Raw genomic sequence first — 14,858 nt, 5'->3', positions numbered from 1 at the left:
TCCAATCAAGCTCCGACTTTATTTCCTCTTTGTCCTGCAACTGTGCAAACTGAGACGGGCTACAAGTTTTTCATTATTAGTTGTAATGATAAAAACATAATTATGGTACCCATCCGACGCAGGGACTATTTCCACCTCTTCATTGTCAAACAGATCTTTCAGCTTGTTAATTAAGACTTCTTTTTCTCCTTGCATCATAGCCAATTCCCACTCCATAACATAATTGCTTTCCACCTGTCGTACCGTTTAAATTCGACACTAAATGTTGAAATCCTTTTAAGGATGAATCAAAAAATCCGTTGCAGGGAAAATCCCACAACGGATTGCTTTTGATTTTTATTAACAACAAGAGTTAGTCTTGATAACATGTATCATATTCATTTTTCATGAACCAACTTCGACACGCTAATCCCCTGTCATGATAAATCTCATGCTCTACATCCAATTTGATGCTATTGCTTTTATAAGGTCCCGCGTTGGTAATGAATATCGTTTTGTCATCTACCCAGTCAATAAGAATATTGTCATTTGCATCGCTATAATAAATTACTTTTTTGTTATTATCTTCATTATGGTTTGTTATCTCCACCCACATATTCACACCCCCCGCTGCACCACCATATGGTTCGTAATACGCATTAGCAGTATATTTCCCAGTGGGTGACACAACAGGACCTGGTCCGTTTTGGATGTACTTTTCATCGATATCGTCAAATGTAAAGAAATAGACTTCAAATACATAGATTGAGAACACCAATACAATCCCAACTAACATTGCAACCATTAACTTTTTAGGAAATGGTTTCTTTTTAATTAATGAAATTATTATCCTAACTGTAAGGATTAAAAATATAATTACCATAACGAAGGAAATTAAAAGACCAAACAAAATTAAAATAATAGCCACCCCTTTTTATAAGCCATTTACTCCCCAGTATTTTGTGTCTTTCCTTTTACAAGTTTCAAAGTAGCGACGATGAGAAAGCTAACAATCACTAATAAAAGCCATGAACTCACCTTCCCTAAGTGGACGAGACTCCATGCATCGGATTGGTTCGGATATTTCCAAGCTCCGAAAAATGTTGCGATATTTTCAGCAATCCAGATGAAAAATCCGATGAGCACAAAAGATAGAGCAATCGGCATTCGATACCTTTTTCCACCAACAACGTAAGTGACCCATGAACGCCAAAAAACGATAATCACAAGACCAGATAACCACCAACGCACGTCAATCCAAAAATGATGCCAAAAAAGTTCAAGTAAATTGCGGACGCAAGAGGGACGACTACCCAAAAAGGTGGCCATTTAATAAGTTCCACATCCACCCTACGCCACGCCTGGCAAAGATAGCTCGCTACACTTGCATACATGAATCCGCTATACAAAGGCACCCCCATCACTTTGGAATACCCTTCCTCCGGATAAGCCCAGGAGCCCATATTCACCTTGAATAGTTCGAGTGCCAGACCGATGAGGTGAAACAATGTAATGACCTTCAGTTCATCCCGTGTTTCTATCCCGAACGGACCATCCACCATTGTATCAAAACGAAAATGATGAGCAGCCAATCATACCGTGGCAGAAAAGGGAGTGGGAGAAATTGTGTAATAGCCAAAGAGGCAAAAATTACGACAGGAAACAGGCAGGATAGTGCCTGTTCCCAACCAAAACGAAGAAGTTGTTGGGATGCTCTTCTAACCCTAATCACAAAAGGACTTTTTTTAGATAGACGTAAATCCTGCTTCGAATAATCGCTAATTTGGCTCATAAGTTCACCACCAGATCATTTCTTTTTCTTACTCTTCACCTTTTTGATACTCCAAAATATCCCCTGGCTGACAGTCTAACGCCTTGCAGATTCCTTCCAACGTTGATAATCGGATTGCCTTCGCCTTGCCATTTTTTAAAATGGAGAGATTGGCCATCGTAATCCCAACCTTTTCCGACAGTTCTGTTACACTCATTTTTCTTTTCGCTAACATCACGTCAATGTTTATAATAATCGCCATGTTTTCACCTCAGACCGTAAATTCGTTTTCTGATTTAATTTCAATGGCATCTGTCAGAAGTTTTTGAAGTACAGCAGCAAAAACCGCAATGACAAATGAAGCAAAGATGATAACCAATCCGATTAAAATAATGCCCGGTGCATCATCCATTTCCCCATGAGATAAAAAAGTGGCATGCCTATCACGTATACGCCACAGATAATAAGTGCACAGTATTTGATATTCTTTAATGCTTTCACAGATAAATCCGAGAAGGCTTCTCCCTATCGATATACCCAACAGCTTAAAGGCCTGGTATAAAGCAAAGTAAAAAGGGATTGCCGACGCATATAAATCGATCACTACAAGGTATCTTAAATAAGGCATTGTCGGATAAAGTTCCGCTGCGAATTCCCCAATTTCTGGCACAACAAATATGCAAATGGCAAGAATCGGAATCCCCATAAGAACAACAGCCAACTTTAAAAAGAGTGTTTCGCGTTTCATAAAATGCACCTCACTAATTTAATATAATTTGACTTTATCACGCAATTTATCGAATTACAATAAATATATGTTGAATAGGGATGTATTGTTATTGTTAATGAATAAAAAAAAGCCAATCAACCGGAATGTGATTGGCTTTTACGTATTTCAATCCTTATACGGATCATATTCATTCGCACCAGCCATGCAAACTCCGACTGGTTTCAATATATGGAGGACATCAATCGTCTCTTCATGTGCATCTAACACATCACGCAATTTGCGATAGACAAACGGACTTTCATCTGTCCCTCCGCCACGCAATTCGACGCCGTACTTTTGAACGGCTTGATCCATACGTTCTTGTGAAATTTTCCCACCGGACCGTGTTCGGGTTTTCCAGTTCATCCGGCCCGCCGCTTCTGTTCGACTCATGATTCGGCCAGCTCCATGGACTGTGCTAAAAAATGAATCTGCATTTGCTTCGTTCCCTTTTCCACGGACGATTACAGAAACATCACCCATACTGCCACCGATGAAGCCTAATTGCCCTGGTGCTGAAGGAGTCGCCCCTTTACGGACAACGACGTATTCCTTGCCGAAATGAGTCTCTTTCCAAGCGTAATTATGATGATTATGCACCTCAAATTCGGAAGTCGCGCCTAAAATCGAGAGAACTTCATCGATTACGTAATTCCTTCCGGCATATGCATATTTCCCACTTAACGTCATCGCACGATAATAAAGATCGCCCATTTCGCTGTTCAAATCAATTAATGTCGGCGCTTGCTCCATGCTTTCACCAGGTGCCCGGTCTGAAAATCCCCTACCACTCGCCAAGTTCAAGAATCCGCTCGCCGTCTTATGGCCGAATCCCCTGCTCCCAAAATGATTGGCGATCCACACATCACCTGTTTCTTTCTCCACTAGTACATCAACAAAATGATTCCCGGCGCCAACTGTCCCCAATTGATCTTTTGCCAATTTCTTCAGCCGATCATGCTCCTGCTTACCTATTTCCTTAAAGACGTCCCAATCCGGATCATCAAATAGTTTATGATCCACCCTTTTCATATTTTTCATCCCAACACCGAAAGAAATGGATGAAGCAATTTCATCCATAATCCGGGGAAGATCCTTTTCGATTTCAGACCACTTCAGATTAGTGCGAACCGCCTTATTTCCGCAAGCGATGTCATAGCCGACCCCCGATGGCGAAATTTGCCCGTCATACACTATAACGCCGCCAACCGGCTGACTGTATCCATAATGTCCGTCAGCACATAGCACACCGCCTGCTACCTGTCCTGCCCGTAAACAATTTTCGAATTGACGTAATGTATTATCATCATGCACACCAAATATCTTTTTCTTCATCCCCTTATCCGTCCTTTCCGTTTCAGTATCTTCCATTGTTCCATATATACGTACTAAAGAAAACAGCAATGCATGCCAAAAGCTTTGGGATGCATTGCTGTTTCCATTTAAATATTATTACCAACGAAGGTTCAGGATCACCTTACAGCATACGCCGCCCTTATCGTCTTCTTCTTGAAGCTGAATCCGAAATCCATCGGGTGTGTACTTCGTCTCAAACTTGGCAGTGATTCCCGCGGAGGTACACATTTCGTCTACTTTTTTTTGATTAGATTGTTGTGCCGAAGTCATCAATTCATGAGCGAACGTTTCAGATTCTGAAATTTTTTTAATTAACAGTTCTGCCTGTTTGATTAAATCCAAAGAATGCTTCGCAGAGTTGGTGAACCGGGTTGTTTGAACGGGTGGATAGGGGTTTGGATCACTTGGTGACGCTGTCGAGTTTTCTCGAACAGCAAGTGGGTCAGTAACTTGCTGTACAACTAATGGATAGGCTTCATGAATACTGTAAGGGAAATACCAATAATGCATTGGTTCTCCTCCTTTATTGCAATCTCTACAGTATATGCGAGGAGGAATTTCCATGTGTGAGGCGCCTATTACCTAAACATCTATTTTCGGAAAGTTGCTGCACTTCTACGGGAAGTCGACGCACTTTTATGGGAAGTTGTGGCACTTCTGCGGGAAGTCGAGACACTTCTACGGGAAGTCGTAGCACTTCTATGGGAAGTTGCAGCACTTCTATGGGAAGTCGAAGCACTTCTACGGGTAGTCGAAGCACTTCTATGGGAAGTCGCAGTGCTTCTATGGGAAGTCGAAGCACTTCTATGGGAAGTCGAAGCACTTCTACCGGAAGTCGTAGCACTTCTATGGGAAGTTGCAGCACTTCTATGGGAAGTCGAAGCACTTCTACGGGTAGTCGAAGCACTTCTATGGGAAGTCGAAGCACTTCTATGGGAAGTCGCAGTGCTTCTATGGGAAGTCGAAGCACTTCTATTGGATGCCTACATTAGTTTGCAAATAAAACAGACCGCCATTGATAACCTCGACTTTCACCTTCGTCTCATACTGCTCTTCCATCGCTTTCTTCTCACCCTCATAGCACTCGGGCCGATTCGCTTCATCAATATCTCTGTAAAAATACTCCAAAACGAGCAAGTCTTTTCGAAGTCTTTCCTTCGCTTCTTCCGCCCATGTATGATCATCATGTAAGATTTGGTTTTCAATCACAGCATCTAACCGCTCCAAGGCACGTAACGGTTTAATAATATATGGCACGTGGAATGTGTTCGGCGCAATCGTGCTTTCCAAATTCAAATGACTAATCGATTCCTGAAACCCATTTATAATGGCACCTGTCAGCAGATTAATGCCCAACGAATAAAGGATTTCCTTTGTCCGATCACTGGAGTACGTTATTTTATAATTCACGCCAACCCAAGGTGTCAATATCGTTTGCTCTCCACTTTGATTTACATTCTTTTCGTACATTTGCACAAATGAGCCAAGCTCCTTTGTCACTTTGAACAATTGGTTAAGACGGGGGGAACCGTAATGAACAACCTCCCCGCAATACTTTCAGTAAGTCTATTTTTATCTGTGATTAACGTAAGCTGTGCCGGATTCGGTTCATCCCCCGTACTCTCCAGGTACTTCCAATAAAAAGGCCGGTTCATAATTCGTTTATCCATTTCAATCGTCAATTGTACATTTAGAAAATCATTGCTTTCCCGAAGAATTTCACAATTATTCTCCTGGAAAAACTGCCGAACATATTGATGAATCTGTTGAGGGTACATACGCTACCTCCTTGTTGTTAGATCGACATTTTAAATGTCAGGATATCATCCAACTCGCCCACCACTTTTTCAAAGACGCCAATTTTCACATTCAGCAACTCTAATATATGGTCCTCAATTGTATGTTTGATGGCTAAATTGTATATATTAACATCATGCTCTTGTCCCAACCTGTGGACACGACCAATCCGTTGTTCAAGCTTCATCGGGTTCCATGGCAAATCATAGTTAATGACATGATGGCAAAATTGGAGGTTTATCCCTTCACTACCGGATTCGGTTGCAATTAATACTTGGGCTTTTTCTTTAAATAACTGCTTCATCCACTCACGTTTACTTTTGCTAAATTGGCCATTGAACGGGACACTGATGATTCCTCTTTCGTATAGATAACTTTGCAAAAATGATTGACTTGCACGGTACTCCGTAAAGATAATTACTTTCTCGCCATCCGTTTGTTTGATAATTTCATAAGCCTTTTCCGCTTTGGTATTTCGATCAAGCTCGGATAATTTCAGTATAATCTCATCTGTGAAAGAGATTTCTTCAGATTTCGTACATTTTTGTCGCATTTCATTCAACGTAAGGAATGCTGCATGTTTACTACTGCATATTTCTTTTTGTAAGGTAATCATCGAAAATGCACCGAAAATACGGGGGAGACATGCTTTAGTTCCGAAATCATATCGTACACTTCTTTTTCCTTATCACTGAACTCAAGAGGGATGATTTGAACGCGACGGTTCGTCCATTCAATTCCCGTGTCATGCCGAGAATTCCTAACCATTACTTGATTTATCAATTCTTTTAAAAACTCGTCTTCCTCTACATTATGTTTGCTTGCGGAAAATACGGATTGGAACGTCTCAAAATTGCCTAAATGACCCGGTTTTAATAAAGAAATTAAGTTAAACAGCTCAAAAACGTCGTTTTGAATCGGTGTTGCAGTTAGCAGTAAGCAGAATTTCTTTTTTAGGTTTTGAACGAATTCATAGTTTTTCGTTTTGGGATTTTTAATTTATGGGCCTCATCAATGATGATCAAATCATAATCCTGGTTATAAATATTTTCTTTATGTGGGCTTCTTTTCGCCATGTCCATACTGGCGATAACAATATCGCAATAACTCATGTCGTATTTTTTATTATATTGCATGACAGGAATATGGAATTTCCGGTTCAGTTCTTCGATCCATTGGTTAATTAGGGAAGCAGGGACAAGAATGAGAGCTTTTTTCACAAGCCCCCTTATTAGGTACTCTTTTAGGATCAACCCTGCTTGAATGGTCTTCCCAAGACCAACCTCATCGGCAAGTATGGCTTTCCCATTCATCCGTTCGATTACCGTTTGTGCTGCCTCCAATTGATGAGGGTAAGGCTTTAGTTCGGGTAAAAAGTTTGGTGCTTGAAGGCCGTTGAAGTCTTTGATCAATTTTGCCTTTTCCACCTCATAGCACATTTTGTATAATGTCCAATTATCCCATGCTTGGCGATTCTCTAATCGTTCCTCGAAGCCCTCTTTCCATTCGGACGATCTTTCAATTTTCATAAACATCCCCTCATCCGATATTTTCTTGTTAGAATGTCCAAAAATGATATTACTATGTGTTTGTAAGGTTTTAGACAATAGATTTAGATGGAAAAGGGGTATTTGCGCAGGAAATTTCCTTCGAAAAGCAGATATCGTTCAGTTTCCGGAAGTTATCGGTCACTTAGATGGAGTTATCGGTCACTATCCGTGAGTTATCGGTCAAGTTCACAAAGTAATCGTCGTTTCAGGACCTTTAACCTAACAATAAACCCATAAAAAAAGCCCTCTTCCATTAAAGAAGAGAGCCTCCATTCATTTATTCTGCTTCCAACGTCAACAACGCAACGCATTCCACATGTACAGTGTTTGGGAAAAGGTCAACCGGCTGAACTTTTTGAAGTTTATAACCGAATGGCACCAATTCTGCAATGTCCGTTGCGAATGTGTCCGGGTTACATGAAACGTAGACGATTCGTTTCGGCTCTGATCGCCCAATGCGGCGCATCACTTTGCCGCCAGCGCCGCAACGCGGTGGGTCAACTAACAATATATCCGCCAAGCCCCAGCTTTCATGGATTTCGTCTATTCCTTTTCGTGCATCGCGGGCAAGGAATGTTGTATTATGCAAATCATTATCCAATGCATTTCGTTTTGCTGATTCAATCGATGTTTCGACAATCTCGATGCCAGCCAATTCTTTCACTCGAGCGGCAAACGGCAATGAGAATGTACCAACACCACAAAATAGGTCAATCATTTTTTCATCTTCCTGCGGCTTGCCCATTTCAAGTGCAAGGTCGACAAGCTTCTGTGCTTGAACCGGATTTGTTTGGAAGAATGTATCGAACCAAAGGCGGTAACGGTATCCGCCTAATTCATCATAAATGAAATCACGTCCTGCCAACACGTGAGTATCTTCGGATTGTGTACGGTCTGCCAAATCTGTATTTACATGCCATAGCAAACTTTTCACGTTGGGAAACTTATCGGAGATCCGGTCAATCAGATTTTCCACTGCTGACGCGAGTTCCCCAGTTGGAGCTTTTGTCGCAAATAATGAAAGCATGATTTCGCCTGTTTCAAACGATTCACGTACCATCAAATGACGGAGCAGTCCTTCATGTGTGTCTTTATTATATCCAGTAAGGCCAAAGCCTTTCACCCATTCGCTCACTTCCATCGTTGCATCAACCATGTTACGGCCAGCAATCAGGCAAGTTTCAAGAGGGATGATTTTACGGAAATTCCCTTGCTCATGCAGGCCAAGATTTCCTTCAGGTGAAAACGTAAATTCCATTTTATTGCGGTAATGCCAATGGTCGTCCATGCCGATTGTATCCTGAACGAGGTCCGGATCCATACCAACACTTTGAATTGCTTCTTTCACATGATTCGTCTTATGCTTCAACTGGCCTTCGTAGCTCCAGTGCTGCCAAACACAGCCGCCGCAAAGTTCGAAATGCGGGCAAGGTGCTTCTACTCGGTCCGGGTTCGCGACCAAGATTTCTTCAGGCAAAGTCTTACTCCATCTCATAGACGGATTATCCACAACCACTTGTACAGTTTCTCCCGGCAAAGACTGCGGAATGATGAGCTTCAACTTTCTCAGGTTACCCTTTTCATTCTCCCGCCAAATTGCTGCCTGGCCATTTCCTTTATCGTCCAAACTGTGAATTTCAGCAACAATTTTCTCTCCTACAATAACGGTCAACTGATGATTCTCCTTTCGAAATTTCCCTTATCTATTAAAAGGCCGTCTATCTACGGCTTGTCGACTTCTGCAAAAAAAGTGACATACTGCCCTATTATAACGGATTTCGATTGGATTCACCAGATTGCGAATCAATTCAAACTAAAAAACCCTCAGTCGAATTCTCAACCGAGGGTGTTATACAGCGTTATTCAATTTCTTATGAATGCACGACGCCTTCTCTTTTCATTTCTGTCATTTGATAAGGGTCCAATAACTTGTTCAATTCATCCGCAGTTAGGACATTGTAATGTAGGCAAAGTTCCTTGAGCGGAACGCCTGTTTCAAAAGATTCACGTGCGATTTTTGAAGACATTTCATAGCCGATATATGGAGTAAGCGCCGTAATTGTACCGAGGCTTCTTTCCACATAGTTTTGCATTTGCTCAACGTTCGCTGTGATTCCACTAATGCAATATTTGCGGAAAACTTCGATACCGTTGTTCATAACAGTCAATGACTGCAATAGATTGTAGACAAGAACTGGCTCCATGACGTTCAATTCGAATTGACCAGCTTCCGAAGCAAGGCTGATTGTATGATCATTACCGATTACCTGGAACGCTATTTGGTTCATCACTTCAGCCATAACAGGATTCACTTTTCCTGGCATGATGGAAGATCCAGGTTGTCTTGCAGGAAGATTGATTTCATTCAATCCGGCTCTTGGACCTGATGCCATAAGACGTAAATCATTAGCCATTTTTGAAAGATTGATCATACAAATCTTTAAGGCCGATGACAATTCTGTGTAGACATCAGTATTTTGTGTGGAGTCGATTAAGTTTGCAGCAGATTCCAAAGGCAAACCACTGATCTCACGTAGATGTTCAACCGCTGTTTCAATATATTGTGCATTTGCGTTAAGTCCTGTACCGATTGCAGTTGCGCCCATGTTTATTTCAGAAAGATGGATTCTTGTCCTACCGATCCGTTCGATATCACGCTCAATTACACTTCTATATGCACTGAATTCTTGACCAAGTCTAATTGGAACAGCGTCTTGGAGATGGGTTCTTCCCATTTTAATAACTCCATCAAATTCCTGTTCCTTCATTTTAAGCTCTGCAGCAAACTTGTCCATTGTTTCAAGTAACTGATTGACCAATTGCTGTGTGGCAATTTTAATAGCTGTCGGGAAAGCATCATTTGTTGACTGGGACATATTAATGTGGTTATTCGGGCTAATGTAATCATAGTCACCTTTTTCACGGCCCATGATTTCAAGTGCACGGTTCGCAATGACTTCATTGGCATTCATGTTGAATGAAGTTCCTGCGCCCCCTTGAATCGGATCGACGATGAATTGGTCGGTTAAAGTTCCGGCAATTACCTCGTCCGAAGCCTCAACAATTGCAAGACCGATATCCTTTGGCAGATCATTGACAAGTACATTCGAAATGGCTGCAGCTCTTTTGACAATACCAATTGCTCGAATCAACTCAGGATGCATACGCTCCTTTGTGATTGGAAAGTTTTCTGTTGCCCGTATCGTTTGAATTCCATAATACGCGTTACCAGGAACTTCTTTCTCACCTAAGAAATCCTTCTCGACCCTACCAGTTTGAAATGTCATTTTACCCTTTTCCTCTCTATTCGTACATCGCCAAAAAGGCGTTATATGTAATATGCCCGAGCAAAAAAAATCCACGCCCGGTTTCCATATACATCGTACGCCTTTTAAGGGAAGAATGCTATCGTTTTTTAAATAAATATAAGGGTAAACTAAAATTGTCTATCTAACTGCCAACTACAGGTAAAATACTTACGGAAGTGCCTTTCACCAAAGCTATTAAGAAATAGGAGGACTGCTTAAAAACCTAAAGGAATACTCCATTTTCCTTGCGAAATCAAGTGGTGGTTCGACTGATTGTACGTGGATATACATGATTAAAGGGGACGTATATAACCAGTGATTATGCAATGCGCTGACTATCAATCCCTGATTGAGAAGGGAGTGCATGAATGCAGGAATTTCCTCCTGCAAAATCGCCATTTCCGTTAAGTTCAATGCGTTGCCATTGTGATCGAGAGACTCGAATAGTACGCCTACAGGCAAGACTGATGTGCTTGCCTTACCTTGCACTGTCGCTTTGAACGTCCGATGAAGAGCCACACGACAAACACCATTTTCTGTTTTGCTTTTACCCTTTAAAATATCTCCAAATTGCTTACAGATTGAACTGTTTTGAACCATACATCTCATCTCCCTAAAACGATTTTGCAAAGCGCAATTCAAAAAGAATCCAACCATAAGTTAATATGATTGGATTCTTTTTTGTTAGTTTAATCATTTGTAGTGAGTTTACGAAGTTGTTTCACACTGGTACGATTAGTTTTCCTCTTTATTCTTGTCTTCTTTTTTCTTTCCATCTTTTTTCTTGTCTTCTTTGTTCTTGTCTTCTTTGTTCTTGTCTTCTTTGTTCTTTCCGTCCTTACTCTTTTCATCTTTTTTCTTGTCTTCTTTGTTCTTTCCGTCCTTTTTCTTTTCATCTTTCTTCTTTACATCAGTAGTTTCTTCAACATCTGCAGTTTCTACTGTTTCAGCACCCTCAGTAGTTAGTTCAGGTTCAGCTGCAGCGGTTTCAGCAGCAAGAACGGCAGCAACAGCGGCTGCGGCGGCAGTAGCAGCTGCAGCTGCAGCAGCAGAAGAATCAGTTTCGGAAATTGCAGCAGCGGCGGCTGCGGCACCGGCTGCGGCTGCAGCGGCTACGGCTGTAGATAATGAAGTCTTTAAATGTTTATCTTTGTTTCCTTTCGGCATATAAATCCCACCTTTGAATTAGAGTTTAATATCATTGTATTCAACTGTTTATAAACTGTGTCTACAATACCTAAAACGTCTATTGCTGCCCAACTAAAAGCTAGGAAATTATAATTAAATGACCTATTTAGGCATCTGTCCATTAGCACGATTAACCCAAGACACATATAAATATGGAGATACTATTAAAGGAGGTAGACAATTGAAGAAGGATATGATCGAAACTCTCGTCGATAAAGTAGTTAAAGTCGACAGAGGAGGACCCGAATCTCGTATTGGTAGAGTGTTGGCTGTTGAGGACGATTTCTTCACGCTGTTACATGATGATGAAGGCATCATCTATTATAATACACAGCATGTTAAGAGTGTAACGTACAATTCGAAAAGCCAAGCTGATTTTGAGTATGATCTTCCAAGGAATTTCAAATACCTTAAAGCTTCAGATTTTAAAGGTATTCTGCAGAAATTAACACTTAGATGGGTGAAAATTAACCGTGGAGGCCCTGAAACGTTAGAAGGCGTAATGGATGTCGTCACTGATGATTTTGTAACAATTGTTGCAAATGAAGAAATCATCCGGGTTGCCCTCTTCCACATTCGCAATATCAGCTACGGTGTCAAACTTGAAAAATCCAAAGCTGACGAGAATAAAAATAAAGACAACAGTAGATAAGTAAGGTATGGCAATCACTCATAAGGTTGCATACGATCATCTGAGACATTCGTCGCTTCAATACATTTGAAGCGACGATATTCTTATGAAGGAGGCGCTCAGAAATTGCGAGAACCAGAGTTTGTTAAAGTATTACACGACCTTGTAAATTCAAACATCGGTTTGTTTTTGTTAAATCAACACTTTCTGGAAGGCGTTTTGTTAGCTGTTAAACAAGATCATGTTGTAATGGATAAAAATCAAAAGGTTCACTATATTTCACTTGAACATATTAAAACACTATCGAAGAACTCAAAAGATCATAGTGAAAAACCGAATCCTGTCCCTTATCTCGAAAGTCAGCTTTTCATAGATATATTAAGCGATTTGAAAAACAGCTATGTTTCCATTAATGATTCCGAAAAAGATGCACATTTTGGCGTATTGAGCAGAATATCCGAGGATCATATCGTCTTGATCAATCATGCAGAGTTACTATACATTCCTATAATTTATATTTCGAACATCCATGGCGTAATACCTGAAGGTCAAATTCATCTTACAAATCAAAAGAGAAAACTAACAAACCAACAGATTCTTAATGATGATGAAGAAATTAAGGAAGAGCTACAGGATATTGTTCTGCAGCAAGAGATTGATCACACTCAAGAAATTGTCCAACAGCAGGATGCTGACCAACTTCAGGTAATTGTCCAACACCAAGTTATTGATCAACCTCAAGAAATTGACCAACTGCAAGTTATTAACCAACTTCAAGAAATTGTCCAACAGCAAGAAGTTGACCAACTTCAGGTAATTGTTCAACACCAAGTTATTGATCAACCTCAAGCAATTGTCCAACAGGAGGACGTTGTCCAACCTCAGGATATTTTCCAACACCAAGTTATTGACCAATTTAATGAAACTACCCAACAGCAAGATATGTTGGAAAGCCATGAAGTTTTCGATACTGATGAAGAAGCTGAACTACAAGCTGTCGGAAATATAAACGTGGATACTAATGAAACGACAGAATCATTCAACATTATGTTGGAAAAAAGTCAAGAAATTCAAAACGAAGATCAAATTGTTGAAGACTATGAAGGCATTTATTCAATAAATACATTTGACGAATTAGAGAATGAACTACCAGAAGAAATTACACTCCTTGAACAGGATGCACATAAAGTAGTCGTTGAGGTAGATGAATATTTTAGAAATTAGATGATTGGGGAGAAATGGAATCCTCGTTTATCGAAGATTCAGTGGGACTTCTTTCCTTTTCCGATCCATTAGGTTACGAAAGACGTTTTCCTCTATCCTTCTCAAAAAACAGGAAAAATGACAATCGTACAAAAACAACTCAAACAGACCAAACCAATGAAAAGGACTCTTTTTTTCGCTCAACGAACTTTCAATTCAGTTAAACGATCACTCTAACTTAGGGGAATTACTTGACCGTCCTACGTTTGAGAATCGTGTTGGAGAGAACGATGATATTACTGGGTTTAAAAATGAAGTGCCACAGCCTTCTAAAACCACTCACTCATCAATAACGATTATTAAAATGACTATAGAAGAAGAAAAAGCAATGTTAGAAGAGCAATTCTTTTCTTTAGCGAAGCATGCAGCTAACTATTCACAAAACAATCGGAGTAAACATCCCGTTGATGAACAATACATTTCTTTGATGAATCATGCAGCAAAAATGTATCGTCAATTAATTGATAAATAAAGAAGGAGATAGTTAAGTGAATAAAATTATTCAAAGTCTAGTTAAGGAAATTATTCGAATTGAGGTTTCTGGGAAGAGAATTGTTGGCGGTTCTCTTATTGACGTAGGAAGCGATATGATCGTGCTTTTTAACGGAATGGATTATATGTATATTCCTTTAAATCACATTCGCAGTTTCGAGGCGAGTAGTGAAAATGAAAACAACGTTCAAACACCTACAGAGTTACCAAGCATTGTCGCTGAAGAAATCCAGGAAGACTTATCATTTGAACAGGTTCTCACGAAGGCAAAAGGAAGGCTTGTTGAAATCTATGTGTCAGGTATCCAATCCTTGCATGGAACAATAACAGGTATAACGAAAAACTATATCGTATTTCAATCCCCATTTACAAAAAGATGTATATTGCATTGGAACATATCAAATGGTTGATCCCCTTGGCACAAGATTATAAACTTTACGGGTTGGAAAACAACTTCGTCCCCTCACAGTCAAATAATGAAACATTCAGCGATACCTTCGAATCCCAAGTTGAACAGTTTAAGAATAAAATCGTTTTTTTGAATGTAGGAGAGCGTGAAAGCTTCATAGGAAAAATAAATAACGTTGAACAGCAAATCATTGAGTTTCAATTAGCAAATGCAGCCAAGATATTCTTAAACCTACGTCATATTAAAACGCTTCACGAAGTGTAAAACGGTTCAATTTTACATGGGATTCTTTTATTGGAAATCCTTTTTCAGGCTGACGAGAAATTATCGACAGCCCTTTTTTTT

15 protein-coding genes and 3 pseudogenes are annotated in these 14,858 nt (G+C 40.2%); 5 read left to right on the top strand and 13 right to left on the bottom strand.

Features of this window, described 5'->3' with window-relative positions; all coding sequences use genetic code 11:
- Positions 1–18: 18 nt before the first annotated feature.
- The 13 genes and pseudogenes from QNH10_RS06370 to QNH10_RS06310 form a co-directional block, all read right to left on the bottom strand.
- Complete coding sequence (locus tag QNH10_RS06370; RefSeq protein ID WP_283733948.1) at positions 19–216, bottom strand: hypothetical protein; 198 nt, start codon at positions 214–216, stop codon at positions 19–21.
- A 136-nt stretch (positions 217–352) separates the two neighbouring features.
- Positions 353–889: a DUF5412 family protein gene (locus QNH10_RS06365; protein WP_283733947.1), complete on the bottom strand. Its 537-nt coding sequence runs from the start codon at positions 887–889 to the stop codon at positions 353–355.
- A 35-nt stretch (positions 890–924) separates the two neighbouring features.
- Positions 925–1,771: pseudogene (locus QNH10_RS06360) on the bottom strand (DUF817 domain-containing protein).
- A 28-nt stretch (positions 1,772–1,799) separates the two neighbouring features.
- On the bottom strand, positions 1,800–2,012 hold the full coding sequence (locus QNH10_RS06355; protein ID WP_283733946.1) for a helix-turn-helix domain-containing protein: 213 nt from the start codon (positions 2,010–2,012) through the stop codon (positions 1,800–1,802).
- Positions 2,013–2,021: 9 nt separating this feature from the next.
- Entirely contained in the window at positions 2,022–2,498 is a 477-nt protein-coding gene (locus QNH10_RS06350) for a DUF2975 domain-containing protein (protein ID WP_430541097.1), read from the bottom strand.
- A 147-nt stretch (positions 2,499–2,645) separates the two neighbouring features.
- Positions 2,646–3,854, bottom strand: a complete 1,209-nt coding sequence (locus QNH10_RS06345; protein WP_283733945.1) for an RtcB family protein — start codon at positions 3,852–3,854, stop codon at positions 2,646–2,648.
- Between the two features lie 117 nt (positions 3,855–3,971).
- Complete coding sequence (locus QNH10_RS06340; RefSeq protein ID WP_283733944.1) at positions 3,972–4,385, bottom strand: YuzC family spore coat inner layer protein; 414 nt, start codon at positions 4,383–4,385, stop codon at positions 3,972–3,974.
- A 462-nt stretch (positions 4,386–4,847) separates the two neighbouring features.
- A pseudogene (locus QNH10_RS06335) lies at positions 4,848–5,653 on the bottom strand (YqhG family protein).
- A 17-nt stretch (positions 5,654–5,670) separates the two neighbouring features.
- Positions 5,671–7,207 (bottom strand): annotated as a pseudogene (locus QNH10_RS06330) (DEAD/DEAH box helicase).
- A gap of 292 nt (positions 7,208–7,499) precedes the next feature.
- Complete coding sequence (gene rlmD, locus QNH10_RS06325; RefSeq protein ID WP_283733943.1) at positions 7,500–8,894, bottom strand: 23S rRNA (uracil(1939)-C(5))-methyltransferase RlmD; 1,395 nt, start codon at positions 8,892–8,894, stop codon at positions 7,500–7,502.
- Positions 8,895–9,093: 199 nt separating this feature from the next.
- A complete protein-coding gene (gene aspA, locus QNH10_RS06320) occupies positions 9,094–10,509 on the bottom strand; it encodes an aspartate ammonia-lyase (RefSeq protein ID WP_283733942.1) in 1,416 nt (471 codons plus the stop codon).
- A gap of 216 nt (positions 10,510–10,725) precedes the next feature.
- Entirely contained in the window at positions 10,726–11,130 is a 405-nt protein-coding gene (locus QNH10_RS06315; protein ID WP_283733941.1) for a DUF1259 domain-containing protein, read from the bottom strand.
- Positions 11,131–11,265: 135 nt separating this feature from the next.
- Positions 11,266–11,697, bottom strand: coding sequence for a hypothetical protein (locus QNH10_RS06310; RefSeq protein WP_283733940.1), 432 nt, complete (start codon positions 11,695–11,697; stop codon positions 11,266–11,268).
- 202 nt (positions 11,698–11,899) lie between these two features.
- On the opposite strand from QNH10_RS06310, the gene QNH10_RS06305 reads away from it, so the two are divergent.
- The 5 genes from QNH10_RS06305 to QNH10_RS06285 all read left to right on the top strand — a co-directional run bounded on the left by QNH10_RS06305 (position 11,900) and on the right by QNH10_RS06285 (position 14,777).
- Positions 11,900–12,370 (top strand): hypothetical protein, encoded by a 471-nt coding sequence (locus QNH10_RS06305; protein WP_283733939.1) that lies wholly within the window; start codon positions 11,900–11,902, stop codon positions 12,368–12,370.
- Between the two features lie 105 nt (positions 12,371–12,475).
- Entirely contained in the window at positions 12,476–13,573 is a 1,098-nt protein-coding gene (locus tag QNH10_RS06300) for a hypothetical protein (RefSeq protein ID WP_283733938.1), read from the top strand.
- A 343-nt stretch (positions 13,574–13,916) separates the two neighbouring features.
- Positions 13,917–14,084, top strand: coding sequence for a hypothetical protein (locus QNH10_RS06295; protein ID WP_283733937.1), 168 nt, complete (start codon positions 13,917–13,919; stop codon positions 14,082–14,084).
- Positions 14,085–14,100: 16 nt separating this feature from the next.
- Positions 14,101–14,514, top strand: a complete 414-nt coding sequence (locus tag QNH10_RS06290) for a hypothetical protein (protein WP_283733936.1) — start codon at positions 14,101–14,103, stop codon at positions 14,512–14,514.
- A complete protein-coding gene (locus QNH10_RS06285) occupies positions 14,493–14,777 on the top strand; it encodes a hypothetical protein (RefSeq protein ID WP_283733935.1) in 285 nt (94 codons plus the stop codon). The genes QNH10_RS06290 and QNH10_RS06285 overlap by 22 nt, the downstream gene beginning before the upstream one ends.
- The last annotated feature ends 81 nt before the right edge of the window (positions 14,778–14,858 follow it).

This window comes from Sporosarcina thermotolerans, from assembly GCF_030067815.1.
Lineage (GTDB): Bacteria > Bacillota > Bacilli > Bacillales_A > Planococcaceae > Sporosarcina > Sporosarcina thermotolerans.
Note: the sequence above shows the minus strand (reverse complement) of the source record. Positions and strands in the feature narration are given on the sequence as shown.